The sequence below is a fragment of the Paenibacillus barengoltzii G22 genome (genome assembly GCF_000403375.2).
GTDB classification, from domain to species: domain Bacteria; phylum Bacillota; class Bacilli; order Paenibacillales; family Paenibacillaceae; genus Fontibacillus; species Fontibacillus barengoltzii.
On sequence record NZ_KE159652.1, the window covers coordinates 420,269 to 438,397 of the forward strand.

Sequence of the window (18,129 nt, forward strand, 5' to 3'; positions counted from 1 at the left end):
GAATGAATTCATTGTTCTCGACTGCCAAGCTTGAAGCTTCGGCGGTTTTTTCTTTACAAACCTACAGGTTATTTATGCCTAGTGTAGGCCGGACAACATCGTCCGGTCTTTTTTTGTGGCCGCGCCTGAGACAATTTGTTTACAAGTCAGTGATATTTTGGCGACATGTATGCCGTAAGCTGAGTGTTGCGTCGAAAGACGGCCTCATCCTGAAGACGAAGGAGGAAAAAGGAATATGAAACCGATGACTTGGCTGGGACTCGTGCTGCTGCTGGTTCTCTCTGCTTGCACCGGGTCCGGGAACGGGGAAGGGGGATCACTCGCGGATACGTCAACAACCGGGATAGCGGTGAATGGTACGAGCGGCCCTGCTTCCGGGACATCCGGCGATCCGGGGAAGAAGGAGAAATCGAATGAGCAGGTGAAGCTTGTCGTCGCCACTTATTTTTTGAGCGATCAAGTCAAGGTTGCCGTGGAGAAATATGAGCAACTGCATCCGAATGTCGATATTGAGCTGCATGCCGCTTCGACGTCGGGCAAAGATCTGAACGATGTGATGAACAAGCAGGAACAATTTATCAAGACCAGCAACACCGCCATGTTGGCCGGAAAAGGACCTGACATCATTGAACTCGATCAGCTTCCTTCCGAACAATACGTGAAGCGGGGGTTGCTTGTCGATTTACACGAGCTGATGGATCAAGACGCTGACTTTCACAAGGAAAATTATTTCACCAATATTATGGACCATGTGCAAAGCGGCGGGGACGGCGGGTTATACGGCATGCCATTGTATTTCTCACTAGTTGGTCTGTATGGCAATGTGGAAGCTATAGAACAAGCAGGCGTTTCGTTTGACGATGACAGCTGGACGCTGAACGACTTCATCGACACCATCAAGCAGTTAAAGCAAAAGGGCGATCCATCGTATATCTTCATGGGCGAGGAACGTTATTTCTTGGAACAGCTCGTGACGGAAAATTTCGAGAAGCTCATCACCGTAACGAACGGGGAGCCGCAATTGGATACAAACGCCTTGGCTGAGATGATGGAGCAGGTCCAAAAGATGGCGGATGATGGACTGCTTCATAAGATGGGGAACTATCAGAGACTAACTGCGGTTGGGGAATCCGGGACCGACAGCAAGAATCCCGCCTATTTCATGGATGCAGAGCTCTATTCGCTGCGGGACGCCTTGTTGTACGCCCCATTCCCGCGTACGGCGCTGTATGCTAAGCCGCATCTGGTGAATGCGGGTGGCGGCGGCTACTTCAAACCGTTCGGGCAGCTTGGCATCAATGCCAATTCCGACCATCCACAGGAAGCTTGGGACTTCATTCAATTTCTGCTCAACGAGGAGAGCGTACAAGCTTATTTCGACGAGCATTTGGATGCCAGCCCTGGTTTTCCAATGAACCGAAGCGTATACGAGCAACAGAAGAGCAAGCTCCTTCAGGACGGAACGGTTACAAGCGGGAACGGTCCGAAGGTTCCGGTCGATCCGGATATGCTGGCGCAGGTGGACCATTACATCAACACAGCCGTCCATGCTGTGGGAGGTCCTTCCAAACTCTCCGAAACGATATATAACGAGACGGAAGCGTTCTTTGCCGGCCAGAAGTCAGCGAGCGACGTAGCGAAGGTGATCGCGAACAAGATCAATCTGTTGTTGAATGAATGACGGATAATGGACAACTTTTTACTTAGAGGGGGGATGGGACATGTATCACAAAACAATCGCGGAGGACGTCTCCCATTTGCTGCAGAACCAAGCGACGACCAAGCCCCATGAATAAGCTGCTCACCCTGCTTCGCAAGGACGGGTTCCAAGCTTTCTGGCTGCTTGCCCCGAGCGTGATTGGCTTCTCGATCTTTTATCTGATCCCATTTCTATTAGGCTTCTGGGAATCGTTCACGGAAGGTGCGGGCGTTGGAGGAAGCAAATTCGTTGGCTTGCATAACTACATCGACCTGCTGGGCAGCAGCTCCTTCCGCAAGGCGGCTGCCAATACCTTGCTATTCACCGCGGTCAGCGTTCCGTTGCTCATTCTCTTGTCCCTCGGCTTGGCTTTGCTGCTGAACCGGCCGTTGTTCCTCCGTGACGGGATCCGGACATCCATCGTGCTGCCCCTCGTCGTTCCCGTCGCTTCGACCGTTACGATCTGGCAAATTTTCTTCGATTGGAACGGGACGCTGAACGAGTGGCTGCATGAGATCGGGCAAGGTCGCATCGATTGGATGCAGTCCGATTGGTCGATAGGCATCGTCGCGGTGATGTTTCTTTGGAAGAACCTCGGCTACAACATGATTCTGTTCCTGGCTGGCTTGCAATCGATACCCAGATCGTATTACGAATCAGCCAGCATTGAGGGAGCGGGACCGCTGCGCCGGCTGTACCACATCACGCTGGTCTATTTGACGCCAACGATGTTTTTCGTCGTTCTCATTTCCATCGTCAATTCGTTTAAAGTGTTCCGGGAAACGTATCTGCTGGCAGGGGATTATCCATATGATCGCCTCTACATGATGCAGCATTATATGAACAACATGTTCGCTTCGCTGGACGTTCAGAAGCTGACTGCCGCCGCGATCCTGATGGTCGGCTGCATCGCTCTGCTGGTTGCTCTTCTGCTCGCGGTGGAGCGTCGGTTTCGGGAGAACATGGAATGAACGGAGTTGATCGAGTGAGGAAGCTCGGCATGCTGCCCAAAATCATAGCTACGCTTGCGGCTGGCGCAGTTGCGCTGGTTATGCTCGTGCCCATCATTCTGACCGTGACGGGTTCGCTGATGACGGAACAAGAGATCGAGCGGAATTACGGTCTTCTCGGCGTCATGATCGATGTAGCGCAGGGAGGAGCGGAAGCTTTCGTTAATTTGAAGCTGCTTCCCGACTGGCTGTCCTTCGGCCAATACGCGCAAATCTTAATCCAGTCGGCGAAATATCTTCACATGTTCTGGAACTCCGCCCTGCTGGTGGCACCGATTGTGGTTGGGCAAGCCGTCTGCGGTACGCTGGCGGCTTACGCCTTCGCCAAGCTGCGATTCTTCGGCAGGGATCAGCTGTTTTTCGTCTATCTGCTCACCATGTTGATGCCGTTCCAGGTGACGCTTGTACCCAATTATCTCGTCATCGACCAGCTGGGCCTGATGAATCACGAATCGGCGATCATTCTGCCCGGCATCTTCGGCGCGTTTGGCGTGTTCATGATGCGTCAATTCATGACGCATATTCCGAATGCGTACATCGAAGCTGCTAAAATCGACGGAGCGGGGCAATTCACGATTTTCTTGCGCATAATCGTTCCGCTTGTCCAACCCGGCCTGGCGGCTCTGAGTGTTCTCCTGTTCATCGACTACTGGAACATGATTGAGCAACCGCTCATCTTCCTGCAGGATGACGCCAAGCAGCCGTTGTCTCTCTATCTGGCGCAGATTAACAAACAGGCCCGCGGCATCGGTTTTGCGGCTTCAACGCTGTACATGGCTCCGGCGGTACTCCTATTTTTGTATGCGGAGTCGTATTTCGTCGAAGGGATTGGGCAGTCAGGAATTAAAGGTTAGCCGGGAGGTGAGGGTGCTTGGAAGAATTGGCAACCCGTTCAAAACAAAGAAAAATACGCGCGCTTGGGGGACTCTTCTTCGCCCTGCTTATCGTGCTGACGCTGGGCGGTAACACGATTCGGGCGTTGTCGATGCCGAAGGTGACCACGGCTGTGCCCACCGTCGGATCACTGGATTATTCCTATGAAGGGAGCGCACTGGTCCGGCCGGCAGCGGAACGAAAACTGATGAATCCGGCGGGCTGGAAGGTGCTTAAAGTGCTTGTGAAGGTTGGAGATAAGGTGCATAAAGGACAGCCGCTCGTCCGCTATGACGACAGCGACGTGCAGGACCAGCTTGCCGATCAGCAATCTTCCCTGAAGAAGATGCAGTTGTCACTGGAACAACTGGAGTACGATTTGAAGCAGGCGCTCCGGGAAGGGGATGAGGAAGCCGTGCATCATGCGTCCTCAGCGCTGAAGAGCATGCAGTTTGATATAGAAGATCAGAAGCGGCGCATCACCAAGCTGCAGGAGGAGATCCAAGCGGGTCGGGAGCTGATCGCTCCGGTGGATGGCATCGTCATGACGGTAGGTGCTGAAGAGGGGATCGCCTCAGCGGGGGTTCCTGACGTCAGCCTATCCGATACGTCCCAGGGCTATCAGATTCGGTTGATGGTGCCGGACGAGCTTGCGATCCTGATCCGGCCTGGTGAAGAACTGGATTCGTTCGCGCTTGTAGACGACGATGCCCGGCAACTTACCGGCACTGTCACCACGATCGAAGAGGCGTACGATGGAGGGGGGGATTCGATCGGCGATGACCAGCTTGGGGCTGGCGACAGCGGCCAAGCCTCGGCCGCGAACACCCGGATCACGATATCACTGAAAGAAGAAGAATCCGGTCTCCTAGGCGGTGAACGCGTCAAAGTGAGCCTGCGCAAATCGAAGGGCGACCAACTGCTGCTCGTCCCAAACGAAGCGGTTCATCATGACAGCCAGGGGGCGTTCCTATACACGATCTCTGCGGAACAAGGCCCGCTTGGCAATGCATATTACGCAAAACTAACCCGAGTCGAGACGGAAGGTTCGAACGAATACGCAACAGCTGTCAGCGGTGAGATCTTCGAGCAGTCCGAGATCATCGTAGGCAGCACAGGGCTGATCATGGACGGCACCCGCGTCCGCTATGAGCTGAACTAGCCAATTACGGTGCAGGAGATGGGAAGAGCCGGCCGAAGCCGGCGATGCATGGTCTTGTTCAATTAGCTTGGGTTTGCGGAGTTAAAGCGGCCCAGCGCTTCACCCATCCGAACCTTCTGTCCGGGGGCAAGTTCAGGCCATGGGGTGAAGGTGCCGTTCTGAGTGAGCAGGACGACGGTGGATCCAAACTCGAAATAAGCGAGGTCGTCGCCTTGCTCCCAGGATTTTGCTGAAGGATCGGTATACTGGATGCTGCTCACGTTCATCGCGCCGACCTTCACAAGAGCGATTTCCCCATACTCATGGGAGATGTAAGTGATCAAGCGTTCGTTTCGGCATAACACCTTCTTCATATGGCGCATGCCAAAATCGTTCACCGGGTAGACCCGGCCTTTGATGTGCTCGCTTTCCAGCTTTTTGCCCGTCACGGGCGCGTGAATCCGGTGATAATCGGTAGGACTCAGATACAGAACAAAGGCGTATCCGTGTTTGTACAATTCGACGCGGGGAGAGCCGGCCAGCAGCGCTTCCAGGGAATAATTCTGTCCTTTCACGTTCAGGATCGTACCGGATTGCACCTCACCCATAAACGTAATCAGCGCGTCCACCGGACTAATCATCACTCCCGGCTCCGCGTGCAGCGGGCGCATGCCCGGCTTTAGCTTGCGGGTGAAGAATTCGTTTAACGTGCGGTATTCCCGAAGCTCCTTCTCCGCTTCATGCAGCGGAATGCCATACGATTTTGCGAATAAAGGGATCATTGCTCGGCTAACCCCCGAATGAGAGAACCTGCCTATCAACCGGGATAACCATTTCCGGGAGGAAAGCTCCGTCATCCATTTCATCCATGTCGCGGCCAAATCGCATCCTCCTAGTCTGTCCAGTAATGCTGCATGGGTATTGATGAATTCGTTGCCACTTCCGCTTATCTTGACACAGAATCAGACCGAAATCAATAACGGACTGGTAACCCCCAGTTTACAGATTTGTACAAATTTAGGCTTGATGCCTGGGCGGGGTTGGTGTATGTTTATATCAATCGCATAGGGATACGGGGGCTTGAGCGAATCAGGCTGAGATAGCGGCATATTGCGCCGCGGACCGTTAATCTGATCTGGATAATGCCAGCGTAGAGAATCGATCGTCCGGGACTTTTTGTGCCTTCGTGCGTCCCCGTGACCTGACCACCGTCTGAGCTATTCAGGCGGTTTTTTTTACGATGCGAGGATTTAAATCAAATGATCAGGAGGAGAGATGAAGATGTCAGAGGTTGTTCAAAAAAGAACGGGGCGTGGTCTCAAGCTCAGTGATGTGCTGGTAACGGTGTTGGTCTCGCTGGTGCTGGGTGTGGTGTATCACTTTTGGAGTTCGGTGTACAATTTGTTCTCCCCCCTGTTCTTCCAGGCCGATGAACTGGTGTACGGGATGTGGTTCCTGGCTGCAACGCTGGTGTTCTTGTTGATTCGCAAACCGGGGGTGGCGTTAATCGCGGAGATCGCTGCTGCCCATGTGGAAATTTTGTTCGGGAGCGAGTGGGGCGTCCAGTTGGTCCTTTACAGTGTGCTGCAAGGTTTAGGGGCGGAGCTGGTGTTCGCCGCGTTCCGGTACCGGAAATTTTCCGGCTCCGTTGCTGCGTTGGCTGGGATTGGGGCTGCCGTGGGTTCGGTCCTCCCGGATTTCTTCTACGGCTATGTGCAGGATTACGAGCCGTGGCTCTTGACTGCCAAATATGCGATGCGGGCCGTCAGCTCGGCGCTGATCTGCGGGTACTTCGCTTATGCCGTCGTGAAGGCCGTAGAGGCGACAGGGGTTACGACATTGCTGCGACCCGTTGATCCCAAAGATTATGCGGCGTTGAATGACTGATGAGCAAAGAAACGACGGCAGCTGAGATCCGGGAGCTGCGGCTCAAGTTCCCGGGAGAGGATCGGTTTGTGTTTAAAGATTTGGATTTCTCGGTGCGGCGCGGGGAGCATGTGCTGCTGCTGGGTCCCAGCGGATGCGGCAAATCGACGCTGCTCCAGGTGCTGAGCGGCATCATTCCAGACCTAGTTGAGATTCCGATGCGCACGTCCGCACAACAGCTACCCGCATCGTGGCGATTTTTGTTCCAGGATCCGGATACGCAGTTTTGTATGCCTTACGTGGATGAGGAGTTGGCGTTCGCCTTAGAAAATTTGGGCGTGCCGAAGCCGGATATGCCCGCGCGGATGCAGGCTGCATTGGCGAAGGTGGGCCTTGACCTGCCTGAGCTCCATGTGCCGATCGATTCGCTATCCCAAGGGATGAAGCAACGGCTGGCGCTTGCCTCCGTGCTGCTGGGGGATCCGGAGGTGCTGCTGCTGGATGAGCCTTCGGCATTGCTCGACCCGCAGGGCCGAGAGCAAATTTGGCAAGCGATCGCCAAGGTGGCTGAGGATCGCACCCTCATTATCGTGGAGCACCGGATCGAGGAGTTGACGGCGCTAGGTCTGGTTGACCGCGTCGTGTTGTTTGGACCGGACGGAAAGGTGCTGGGCGAGGGGGCACCGGACGTCGTGTTTGATACGTATCATTCCGAGCTTATTGAATTTGGGATCTGGTATCCCGGCGTATGGGAAGCGTATTTTGCCACAGAAGCTGGCCGCAGGTTATTGGAGCCGGTGGGGGGGAGCCGGCAATTGGATGGACCTGCCGCCGTGGAGTTGACTGATTTTCACGGGTTCCGGCATGGGCGGCCGGTGATTGAAGTCGGGCAAGCCGCCGTGTATCCCGGGGATTGGATTGCGATCACTGGCCCAAACGGTGCAGGGAAGAGCTCGTTGCTGCTCAGTCTGATTGGCTTGCTGCCGTCTGAGGGGGCATTTACGTTGCAGGGAAAACGGATCGAGACTGGGAAGCTTAGCCGACGTGACCGCAGACGACTTTTGGAGTCGGCCGCTCGTGAGATCGGATTTGTTTTCCAGAATCCGGAGTTTCAGTTTGTCGCCGATCGGGTGGTGGACGAAGTCGCCTTCTCGCTGAGGGAGGATGGACTTGACGCCGGGACGCTGAACGGTCGGGTGACGGTGTATCTAGAGCAGTTTGGTCTAACCGGCTTGGAGATGCGGCATCCTTACCAGCTGTCGCTGGGGCAGAAGCGGCGCCTTAGTGTGGCTGCGGCGGCCGTACGCGAACAACAGGTGTTGCTGCTAGATGAGCCGACCTTCGGTCAGGATGCTGCGAACACGTTTGCCATTCTGCAGTTATGCGAGGCGTTACGTCGACGCGGGACGGCGATCCTCATGGTTACCCATGAAGAGCGGATCGCAGAGCAGGTGGCCACCCAGCATTGGGAGGTCCGGGACGGACGGTTGACGAGCCAACGGTTGACCTCGCGGGTAGAACGGTCCCAGGCAAGTGCCGGCGAATCACCGGAATCCAACGGATCAGCCGAACGGGGAGCGGATATCACCTCCGCGCCAACCGACCAGCCTGGCCGCCGGGATCCAGAGGCGGTGATCGCCAGATGAGACGTTTTCTGACCCCGAAACGGCGGACTTGGTTGCATCAGGCGAACCCGGCTGCCAAGCTGGCGTTGATGATCCTGCTGTTTCTGCTGACGTTATTTACGCACCGGCTTGATTTTATTTTTTATCAGGCGATTCTTTTTACGTTCTTGCTGTTCCTGCTCAGTGGTTATGAACCTTGGAAGGTCGCTTTGCTTCTGTTCCCCTTTGCGCTGATCTTTGCTTCCTCGGCGGCGACGATGATTCTGTTTGGCAAAGGGACGGCGATCTGGTGGTCGTGGGGATTGTTCCGCATTTCTGAAGAAAGCTTCTACCGGGGGATTCACATCGGGTTCAAAGCAGTGGCTTTTGCTGCCGAAGGGCTGTTGTTCGTGTTGACGACTTCTTCGGTTGCTTTGTTTTACGCGCTAATGCAGCAGGCGAAGCTGCCGCCCAAATACGCCTACAGCTTTATGGCCTCGGTCCGGCTGCTTCCCATGGTCTGGGAGGAGCTGCTTGTCCGACGTAATGCGCTGCTGATTCGCGGCGTTCGCCGTCCGCGCGGACTACCCGGTCTCGTCGCACAAGCGAAGCTGTACGCTGTGCCGCTGCTGTCTCAGAGCATCCGGCGGGCCCATCGTGTTGCTGTCGCCATGGAAGCGAAAGCGTTCGACGGAAATCGGCCGCGCACGTATTATTACCCGACTGCTTATTCCCGGTACGATGTGTTGACATGGCTGCTCATCGGCTTGGTTGCGGCTGCAGCTTACTTCCTAGCGGACTTGTACCCGCTATTTCACATTGCAGATGTTCGCTATCATGAAATCTTATGAAACGAAGGGGCAAGATTCCTTCCGGAGAAACGGGTTACTGCCTGCTCTCTGTGTTTAGGAATCCGCCCCTTTTTTTAGTTTTGTTCCATTTGGCTAAGCCCGGTTCGATCGGTCTAACAAATAACGGGCGTAAGCCATAGGCTGTCGATATGAATCCTTCCAGGCTTCCAGCAATCCGGCTTTACGAAAGCCGTAACGCTGGTCACGCCCATTGCATTCGATAAAGTAAGGCTTCCCGCTTGCGGATAAGCCAATGTCCAGCCCCAGGTCAGCGAGATGCGGGAGATGGCTGCCCAGATAGCGGGAGATGGTCAGGGCAAGCTCATTAACGTGAGCAAGGGCCGCCGGGACGATCTGCTCCGGGAGCACTTTGGCCAGCAGCTCCTCGGCGGGAAGGGCTTCGCCGCCTCTGGCGAGGTTACACACAAAGCTGCCTGCAGCAGCTACTTTGGCGAAGCGCCCGGTGACGCTCCAATCGCCTCCGCCGCCCCGCTGGACGGTGATCCGCAGATCGATGGGGCGCTGCTCGTATTCCGCCAGCGGAATACGCTCTTGCACGAGATAAGGCGTGCGACGCAGCATATGCCGAACCCCGGGCGGCAGTTGTCCCCGATGCAGTCGAATCGTCCTCCATTGCCGCTGGCCAAGTGGCGAAGCATAAGTGAGCTCCCACCCTGACGATGGCAGATGTCGCAATCGCATGACACCATGGCCAACGGAGCCGCGGATCGGCTTAAGGATGAGGTCCGTATGGCGGGTCATCATGTTCCGCAGATTGCTGGGGGTTAACGGCATCGATGCCGGAAGGTACGGCCGCAAGTGAGGAGCACTCCAGAGCAAGCGGTGGATGAAGTCTTTTCCATAACGGTTGGTTGTATTAAAGATTGTGATGCCCCGGGCATTCAGGGATTGGAGTCTTTTTCGAGCTGCAAGTCTGGGGTATAACGCTCGGTTATGGATCACTGCAGGCAAGGGAAGCTGTTGCTCGACGTATTCGATGCCATTATATACATACGCGAGACATCTGCCCCCTGCCGGATCGATGCCGGCGAGACGCAAGAAAACGGGGGTTAATCCATATTCCTGTGCCGCTTCTTCATACCCTGTGATCCACTCTTGGCCGGTTCTGCGCGTGGGGATCCCTCGGTACATGCTGGAATTCAGCAGGATTCCGACAGTGTCCTGACTCAAGTGGGTTTCCTCCTTCCCGTGCGTCTTCCTTCAGTGTATGTTGTCCCGGGTCATTAGCGTGGACGACTGTGCTGCGACAGCCGCCTGTTTTCGGGCGAACTGCGGATGGAACACCGCCTTTGGCAAATTAGGCTCATCTTCCAGGAAGGTGTCACATTTGCCAGGAGGTTCTCGTATATTTAGGATATCGAATGCAAGTGAAACGGTAAGGAGGGGGGACTTCACATGGATCGGGAAAAAGTCGCGTTGATCGCGTCTGACGCCTTTACGGCGGTTTCAGGGAAACACCGTCCAGTGAAGAGGGTGCTTGAACGAATGCTCCCTCATGCGGCAGAGCAGCTGCACATTCGCCTCTTTGGCGTTGCGGACGGGCATCTACCGGCCCAAGGATGGATGGGGGGCGTTCCTTTTTATTGCTTGCCCGGGGGACGCCTCTATCTGGAGTCACTGCTGCGGCACTTGCGCAAGTGGCGGCCAGATACGGTGGACGTTTATGGCCGACCATTGCTGGCTTGTCAGCTGAAAGCTCGGCTTCCGCTCTCCCGTGTACTGTTGACGTTACCCTCTGCCCAGATCGTATCTTCTTCCTGCCATCCCAAGGCATATACAATGCAAGTTCTGGAAAGCGTGGACGGCCTGATCGTCGGCAGTGAACGGACCAAAGCCGAGTTGCTGGCGCAGTTCCCCTCTTTGGGCACTCCGGTATGGGTTCATTTGCCGGGGGCAAGCCTAGAGGAACAGGTGCTGCTGCGCTGGACGCCAGATGGGGAACGGGAACGTCAACAGCGGCTGATGGAGCGGGGATGGATGAATCGCAAAATCATTCTATTGGCTGGAAGTTGGCCGCCGCTTAGGGACGAGGAGCACATTGTCTCGGCTCTTACCGAGGTGATGGATCGCGTACCGGAGGCGATGCTGGTGTTCCTTGCCGCCGACTTCCCTGGAACGGGGGCTTTCCGTGAATGGTTTGAGCGATCGAAGCCGCATGGGCTTGCCGCCTACGCTCCAGAGCGGATTGCCAGCCTGCAGGCCGGGTCGCCTTACTTCATCTCGGATAGGTACCTCTTGGCGGATTGCCTGGTGATGTTACCGGGCGATGAGCCGGCATCGATGTTAACGCGCCTTGAAGCGATGGCTGCCGGCTTGCCTACGCTGGATGCTCATGACGCCCCGGTACTTGAATTTGCGGTTGATGGACTGCTCGCCGAAGGGGCGGGAGACAGCTTGGCTGATCGGATCATACTGCTGCTGGAGGAAGAGGAATTTCGTCAAGTCATCGGCCGGGCCAGCCGAGAAATCGTTCGTCGTCATTACCGCTGGGATCACGCCGCAGACCGTTGGGTCAGTCTCGTGCGCGCCAGAGGGGTGCAGACGCACACAGGCCGACGAAGCGCTAAAAACTGATGATATCTGGATGTCCATAGCTAATCTTAGGGAAACGCCGAAAGGCGTTTTTTTTTTGGCCCACAAGCAGGGCCTGTGCCGCATTCGTCAGGACAACTGTACGTTTGCCGTTACCAGCCCCCCGGCCAATCATACACTGAGGTATATGCTCCGGTATTATCACGTTTTTGGGAGGAAATTGATGTGGTCAAAAAACGCAAGCGGCCGCGCATCCGACTGAACCGCAAACCGATTCAGCGCCCTAAAGTGCTGCCGCGTTTGGTCAATCATCCCGATCCCATCGTATCCATCATCATTCCGGCGATGAATGAAAGGGCGACGATCGCCGGCGTACTGCGTGAAGCCGGTCTGGTGCATCCGCGCAGCGAAACGATCGTCGTGGTGAACGGCTCAACTGACGGGACCGCTGAGCTGGCTGAAGCCTGCGGCGCTCACGTCATCCACGTATCGGAGCCGCTGGGACATGATGTGGGCCGGCGCGTTGGGGCGGAGGCGGCCTGCGGTCAAGTGCTGCTGTTCATCGACGCTGACATGGTGATTCCAGCCCGGGAGCTTCGGCCTTTTGTCAACGCGGTGCTGACGGGTGTCGATGTGGCGCTGAACAGCTACTCCGGCCCAGTGCGAGGGAAGGTAGCACATCCGGTCGTTCTAGCCAAACACGTCCTGAACGGTGTGCTGCAGCGTCCTGACCTGCGCGGAGCTTCCTTGACGGCAGTCCCGCATGCGATGAGCCGAACTGCGGTAGACACCGTCGGCCTGGATGCGCTGGAGGTTCCGCCGCTCGCCTTAGCTAAAGCGATCCGGCTGGGGTTAAACGTCCAGCCGGTGCATACCGTCCCCGTTGGCAAGCTAAATCCAGCCCGGGGACGCATAGGGAAGAAGGGAAGTCGTGTTGATCCGCTGACCGCATTGGTGGCAGGGGATCATCTGGAGGCGATCCATTGGCTGCTCCTCCAGCAAGGACCGCGCGGCGGATACAGCGATCTGGGACGGCAGCGCGGTAAGGTGAGGTGATCCATTGATGGTCATGGTAACTCGGCAAAAGATGAAGGTTCGTCGGAAACGAAGAAGCGGTTCTTCGGCCCGTTTGCGCGGAGGAGCAATCCGGAGATCCAGCGGCTTCTCCCGCAAAGGCCGCCGCGGGGTCCGTCCTTCGACGGGAAAAAGATATGCCGGCATCCCGCTCCAACGCCTCAAAGCCAAAGCTTGGGCCGCAGGAGCCCGTGCGGCGGCACAGGATGGGGCGGAGAAGGGTTCGCCACAGATGCAGGCTTGTTTTCAAGCGTGGGCGCAGGCGGAGCGGGTGAATCAACTGCCTTTCACGGCTTTGTTGACGGCTTCCTTGGCGTATCGCCGCGGGTATGCCCATGCAGCCGGATTGAGTAAGATGTGGATTCCACTGCCGCTGAAAGGCCGTGCCTCAGCGATTGTGACGGCGAGTAATGAGGAGCAGACGTTGCCGGCGGTTTTGGCAGAGCTCCGCAAGCTGCCTCTGCATGAGATCATCGTTGTCCTGAATGGCTGCGATGATGCAAGCTTTACCGTCGTGGATCGCGATCCGCGCATTACGCGGCTGAGCTTCCCCGAGCGGTTAGGGCATGACGTAGGCCGGGCGATTGGGGCGGCGATAGCTACCGGGGATATTTTGCTGTTCACCGACGGGGATATGTGCGTTGCCGCCGAGGATTTAGCTGCTTTTTTGATCGCCATCGATCGGGGAGAGGACTTGGCGCTCAACGATTTGACGCCGCATCTGCCGCCGTTCTCCCAGCAGGATGAGGTAACGCGCTGTAAGGCATTCTTGAATCTGGCGCTTGGACATCCGGAGTTGAAGGCGAACTCGTTAACGGCGGTGCCAAACGCTTTGTCCCGCCGCGCAGTACGGACGGTAGGCACCGCTGCGCTGATCGTTCCTCCGAAAGCCCAAGCGCTCGCCTTGGTTCGCGGGCTGAAGGCAGGTGCGCCGATTTCCGTGGACGTGATCCGCAAAAACCGTCTCCGCACCAGCAACAGCGGGGCGGGTAATGCGGTCGCACGGATGATCGTTGGCGACCATCTCGAGGCGCTTGGTGAGGTTATGAAAACGGAAGGCGTCCGGTTACGCTTCTCCACAATAGGCCGGAGCGAACTCGCGAAAGTGAGGAATGCCCGATGACGGCTGGAGTAACGAGTATCATCATTCCGACCTATAACGGGCTTCACTTGCTTGCCCCTTGCGTGGCGGCGATCCGTCAGTTTACGGAGACTCCTTATGAGATTATCGTGGTGGACAACGGCTCCGAGGACGACACGGCATCGTTCTGTTTGAAGGAGCGTCTGATCCTGGTGGCGCTGCCGCGCAATGAAGGATTTCCGGTAGCAGTAAATCGAGGATTGTCCGTCGCTTCGGGCGATCACCTTCTCATTCTTAACAATGATGTGCTTGTCTCTCCACGCTGGCTCTCGAATCTGCTTCAGGCGCTGCACAGCGCCGCGGATGTCGGCCTCGTCGGCCCGGTGACCAATTATGCCAGCGGACGGCAGCAGGTGGAGATCAATTGGGAGGAAGGAGAGGATTTCGTCCAAATCGCCGAACGTCATAACCATTCGGATCCGGCCAAATGGCAGGAAGTCCAGCGGCTGATCGGCATGTGCCTGCTCTTTAAGCGGGAGATACTGGAGCGGGCGGGAGGATTTGATGAACGGTTTTCGCCCGGTCATTACGAAGATGACGACTACTGCTACCGTGCTCGGCAGCTTGGTTATCGTCTGCTTATGTGCGGCGATACGCTGGTGTACCATGAAGGCAGTGCCAGCTTTAAAACCCGCCATCCGGAAGGGTGGAGCGAGCTTATAGAACGGAACCGCATTCGGTTTATCGAAAAATGGGGCTTAGATCCTTGGCAATTTATTTAAAGGGGAGCCCCAAAATTTTAAGGTAAGGGAGGAGCGTTCATGAAAGGTGTGATTTTGGCGGGGGGCACCGGCACGCGTCTATACCCGCTGACCCGATTGATCAACAAGCATCTGCTTCCGGTCGGGAATTATCCGATGGTCTGTTACGGCATAGAACGGCTGCGTCAAGCTGGAATCACCGACATCCTCATCGTGATCGGTAAACAATCTGCAGGGTTGTACGCGGACTTCCTTGGCAGCGGGGAGAACTTTGGGGTTAACCTGACGTATCGTATCCAGGAAACGGCCGGTGGAATCGCAGAAGCCTTGGAGCTGGCGGAAGGGTTTATCCCACCGGCCAGTAAATTCGTTGTGCTGTTGGGTGACAACCTGTTCTTGGACGATTTAACACCATACGTGGAGCGATTTAAGCAGCAGCCTTTGGGCAGCGCACGGGTAATGCTGAAGCCGGTGGATGATCCACGGCGCTACGGCGTGCCGGTGTTTGCTGAAGATGCCCCGGAACATATTGCTTATATCGAAGAAAAACCGAAGAAACCGAAATCGAAGTATTCGGTCACTGGGATTTACATGTACGATGACAGCGTGTTTGGCATGATCCGCAGCATCGAACGTTCTGCCCGCGGCGAACTGGAGATTACAGACGTGAATAACCTTTACGCGCGGGAAGGCAAGCTTGAGTTCGACGTACTCCAGTTGTGGTGGGGAGATGCCGGCACATTTGAGTCGCTTCAGGAAGCCGCAATTCATATGAAAGGCGTACTTCCCTAAGCGATAGGGAAGCCGGAAAGGAGGCACGGGATGGCTACACGCGACAATGCGGCGGTCACCAGCCGCAAAACATTCGGCCGGCGGAGCGCCGGCAGCGCAGCTGCGGCCTCACCGGCCCGCCGGTCCGCCGGCCGGTGGAAGAACGGCCGCGCGAACCGTACCGTCGCCGGCAAGGCCGCGCTACGCCGGCGTCATGGCAGCCGCCGGCGCCGCAGCGGGCGCCTCGGGCGTCGCGGAGCACGCGCGGCGGCATGGCGGCGGTACCGGCAGGCGGCGGGCTATGCCGGCAGCGGGCTCGGCCCCGGCGCTATGGCCGGTACCGACGGCGCAGGCTATGCCGGCGCGGCAAGCCGTCTTAGCGGCCCGGGCGGCCGCCAAGGCCGGGCCACTAAGGCCCTTTCGCCTGGCCCAGCCGCATTCTCGCCGCCGCTATTGCCCGCACCCGGGCCGGCGTCGCTGGATTCGGCGGCGCCGAATTCCTCCGGAGCCGCCTGGTCTACGGCGGAAGCGGAGCGGGTTCGCGCCGCCGCCTTCGAGGCCGGCTACCGCGAGGGCTTGTTTGAAGGCGGGGAAGCTAAGCTGGGCCGCTTAATTCCCCGCTATATGCTGCTGCCCGAAATCCGGGTGGACGACGTCATTGCCGCCGGTTTCCCAGCCGTTGCCGGGCAGCTTTATCCGATGCTTACGCCAGAAGAAGTGTTCGCTACAGCGGAGGGAGCGCTGCGGGAAAACCGACCGCTGTCGATTGTCCGTCTCGGCGACGGAGAACTGCTCACCTTGGCGCACGGTACGGTCATTTCCACCGAGGAAGCGCTCCGCTGGGGGGCTTTTTTGCCCTATGCAGGCGTGTATTTGCCTGATCCGGCAGCACGTGAAGCGTTGGCAGACGCCATAAGGGCTGCGGATATTATCGGGGTTCCGGAATCCCGTCATCCGTCCTATCAGGGGCTGTTGTTCCCGGTGCTGCGCCATTATGGAATCGATTACCGCAGCCTGCGTTTGACCACTTCGACCGTCAATTATGAACTCAATACCGGAGGTTATTTAACGAGACTGGTGCATGGCCGGCGTGTCTTACTGATCGGGAATCAAGCGGAAGCGTTGGCGGGATTTCTTGGGCAGCGCGGTGTGCAGGTTGTGGGGTGGCTAGCTCCCGTGCATGGCGTAGCCGATGTGCCTAGGGTTATGATGCGCTTCCGGGAAGTTCCGGACTTTGATCTGGCTTTGGTTGCGGCTGGAGTGGCCGCAGTGATGATCTGTACACGGATATCCGGAGAGCTGGGCAAAGTGGCGCTGGATATGGGACATTTAGCCGACAAACTGATAAAAGGGGAAGCGGCATGGCCGCAGCTCGGGGAGGTGCACAACAGTGCAAATGGAGTTTGACGGAAAAACCAAACATACTAGACGCGGTTCAGGAACCTACGAGCAAGGATACGCTGCCGGCTATACTTACGGAGTTCAAGAAGGGTACCGAGCATTTGCTGACCGCCAGGAAATCACGAGCATTATTATTCCGACTTATGATCGCAGAGATCTGCTGCTACAGTGCTTGGATCATATTGATCGCTACACGTCTACACCTTATGAAGTCATCGTCGTTGACAATGGGTCGACCGATGGAACGGCGGCGGCGGTTCGGAGACGGCCGGGGCGAGTGCGGCTGGCGGTGTATCCGCAGAATCTGGGGTTCGCCCGTGCCGTAAATACCGGTCTAATGATGGCCAAAGGGAATACAATTGTGCTTCTGAACAACGATGTACTGGTGACGGAGCGCTGGCTGGATCAACTGCTGGCGTGCCTTCGTCAGTTTCCTCAAGCAGCTGCAGTTGGGCCGGTAACGAATTATATCAGCGGTGAGCAGCAAATGGATGTTCCTTATGAGGATGTGGCGGATATGCCGGCATTTGCTGCCATGTACAATCGTTCGGATCCGATGAAGTGGCGCATAACCGATCGGTTGGTAGGGTTTTGCGTAGCTTTTCCTCGAGCAACGCTGGAGCAAGTTGGATATTTCGATGAAGGATATGAGATCGGCAATTTCGAGGACGATGATTGGGTCGCCCGTTTGCGCCTGCAAGGAAAAACGCTGGTGATCGCCGGAGACACCTTCGTGCATCATTACGGAAGCATGACGATGAAAGGGTTAGGCAATCAGCAGTTTCAGGAAGTAAACACTCGCAACCACCATTTCTTTCGTGAAAAATGGGGAGATCTGCACGCTCTCTATGCACGGATGCCTGCTTGGCGGGGGGAACGGACGTTAAGGGCGGCGGATTTCTTCCCGACCCACGTGCGGGTTCGAGATGTGAAGGGAGGCGTACACTGGCTGGAGCATGGCGTTCGCCATCCGGTGCACCCGGCGGCGGCTGACTCATTGCCGGGGCTGCCGCGACTGTCCGTGCTGGATCTGGTCCAGCTTCCCGTCGGTCCAGCCCGTTCACCGGAGCAACTGGCTGGCTTAAGCAGCGGTATGCCATCCGAGGCGGGCTTTACGGACGGCGTCGTGGTCGCCAGCAACGGACGGTGGTACCAAATCGATCGGGGGCAACGGCGGGAGATCATCTCGGAATACACGCTCCGCGCTTGGGGGCTTACGCCTTCTTTAGCTGTACCGGAGAACGAAGTGGCTGCCAACCCGGAGGGACTGCCGATTCTGCCTCCGCAACGCATCGTGAGCGAGGATTTATAGGCTGGAACAAGCCGGCTCTACAGGAACGCGCTAATTCGTACCGGCATATGTTATTGGAGGGCATCCTGAGGCTGGTGTCCGCAGTCCGCTAATTAGAGCGCGGCGTAAAGGCCGGCCTTAGTTGAGGAGGAG

16 protein-coding genes and 1 riboswitch are annotated in these 18,129 nt (G+C 56.7%); of the genes, 14 read left to right on the plus strand and 2 right to left on the minus strand.

The annotated features are described in order from the left end of the window. Window positions 1–235: 235 nt before the first annotated feature. The 4 genes from C812_RS02060 to C812_RS02075 all read left to right on the plus strand — a co-directional run bounded on the left by C812_RS02060 (window position 236) and on the right by C812_RS02075 (window position 4,744). On the plus strand, window positions 236–1,681 hold the full coding sequence (locus C812_RS02060) for an ABC transporter substrate-binding protein (RefSeq protein WP_016311032.1): 1,446 nt from the start codon (window positions 236–238) through the stop codon (window positions 1,679–1,681). 107 nt (window positions 1,682–1,788) lie between these two features. Further along, window positions 1,789–2,670, plus strand: a complete 882-nt coding sequence (locus C812_RS02065) for a carbohydrate ABC transporter permease (protein WP_016311033.1) — start codon at window positions 1,789–1,791, stop codon at window positions 2,668–2,670. Between the two features lie 29 nt (window positions 2,671–2,699). Then, window positions 2,700–3,563, plus strand: coding sequence for a carbohydrate ABC transporter permease (locus C812_RS02070; protein ID WP_036624529.1), 864 nt, complete (start codon window positions 2,700–2,702; stop codon window positions 3,561–3,563). A gap of 17 nt (window positions 3,564–3,580) precedes the next feature. Continuing rightward, window positions 3,581–4,744, plus strand: a complete 1,164-nt coding sequence (locus C812_RS02075) for an efflux RND transporter periplasmic adaptor subunit (protein WP_016311035.1) — start codon at window positions 3,581–3,583, stop codon at window positions 4,742–4,744. A gap of 62 nt (window positions 4,745–4,806) precedes the next feature. Here the strand turns inward: C812_RS02075 and asd are convergent, their stop codons facing one another. Continuing rightward, the gene (gene asd, locus C812_RS02080) at window positions 4,807–5,604 is read right to left on the minus strand and encodes an archaetidylserine decarboxylase (RefSeq protein ID WP_016311036.1); all 798 of its coding nucleotides are present in this window, start codon (window positions 5,602–5,604) and stop codon (window positions 4,807–4,809) included. Between the two features lie 181 nt (window positions 5,605–5,785). Next, window positions 5,786–5,897: riboswitch (TPP riboswitch) on the plus strand. A 101-nt stretch (window positions 5,898–5,998) separates the two neighbouring features. Between asd and C812_RS02085 the strand changes: the two genes are divergently transcribed. The 3 genes from C812_RS02085 to C812_RS02095 are packed head-to-tail and all read left to right on the plus strand — an operon-like array spanning window position 5,999 to window position 9,044. Next, window positions 5,999–6,610: an ECF transporter S component gene (locus C812_RS02085; RefSeq protein WP_371859519.1), complete on the plus strand. Its 612-nt coding sequence runs from the start codon at window positions 5,999–6,001 to the stop codon at window positions 6,608–6,610. Then, complete coding sequence (locus C812_RS02090) at window positions 6,610–8,235, plus strand: ABC transporter ATP-binding protein (RefSeq protein WP_016311038.1); 1,626 nt, start codon at window positions 6,610–6,612, stop codon at window positions 8,233–8,235. Before C812_RS02085 ends, C812_RS02090 begins: the two co-directional genes overlap by 1 nt. After that, window positions 8,232–9,044, plus strand: a complete 813-nt coding sequence (locus C812_RS02095; protein ID WP_016311039.1) for an energy-coupling factor transporter transmembrane component T family protein — start codon at window positions 8,232–8,234, stop codon at window positions 9,042–9,044. The genes C812_RS02090 and C812_RS02095 overlap by 4 nt, the downstream gene beginning before the upstream one ends. Window positions 9,045–9,137: 93 nt before the next feature. Here the strand turns inward: C812_RS02095 and C812_RS02100 are convergent, their stop codons facing one another. Then, complete coding sequence (locus C812_RS02100) at window positions 9,138–10,235, minus strand: YheC/YheD family endospore coat-associated protein (protein WP_016311040.1); 1,098 nt, start codon at window positions 10,233–10,235, stop codon at window positions 9,138–9,140. 225 nt (window positions 10,236–10,460) lie between these two features. On the opposite strand from C812_RS02100, the gene C812_RS02105 reads away from it, so the two are divergent. From C812_RS02105 to C812_RS02135, 7 genes are all read left to right on the plus strand, one after another. Further along, a complete protein-coding gene (locus tag C812_RS02105; RefSeq protein WP_016311041.1) occupies window positions 10,461–11,639 on the plus strand; it encodes a glycosyltransferase family 4 protein in 1,179 nt (392 codons plus the stop codon). 183 nt (window positions 11,640–11,822) lie between these two features. Next, on the plus strand, window positions 11,823–12,653 hold the full coding sequence (locus C812_RS02110; protein ID WP_016311042.1) for a glycosyltransferase family 2 protein: 831 nt from the start codon (window positions 11,823–11,825) through the stop codon (window positions 12,651–12,653). Between the two features lie 7 nt (window positions 12,654–12,660). Beyond that, a complete protein-coding gene (locus C812_RS02115) occupies window positions 12,661–13,794 on the plus strand; it encodes a glycosyltransferase family 2 protein (protein ID WP_016311043.1) in 1,134 nt (377 codons plus the stop codon). Further along, window positions 13,791–14,534, plus strand: a complete 744-nt coding sequence (locus C812_RS02120) for a glycosyltransferase family 2 protein (protein ID WP_016311044.1) — start codon at window positions 13,791–13,793, stop codon at window positions 14,532–14,534. Before C812_RS02115 ends, C812_RS02120 begins: the two co-directional genes overlap by 4 nt. A gap of 39 nt (window positions 14,535–14,573) precedes the next feature. Beyond that, window positions 14,574–15,305 (plus strand): sugar phosphate nucleotidyltransferase, encoded by a 732-nt coding sequence (locus tag C812_RS02125; protein ID WP_016311045.1) that lies wholly within the window; start codon window positions 14,574–14,576, stop codon window positions 15,303–15,305. 30 nt (window positions 15,306–15,335) lie between these two features. After that, window positions 15,336–16,691 carry a GT-D fold domain-containing protein gene (locus tag C812_RS22730; RefSeq protein WP_016311046.1) on the plus strand — a complete coding sequence of 452 codons (1,356 nt, stop codon included), beginning with the start codon at window positions 15,336–15,338 and terminating at the stop codon, window positions 16,689–16,691. Then, complete coding sequence (locus tag C812_RS02135; protein ID WP_051134916.1) at window positions 16,681–17,997, plus strand: glycosyltransferase family 2 protein; 1,317 nt, start codon at window positions 16,681–16,683, stop codon at window positions 17,995–17,997. The genes C812_RS22730 and C812_RS02135 overlap by 11 nt, the downstream gene beginning before the upstream one ends. Window positions 17,998–18,129 lie beyond the last annotated feature (132 nt).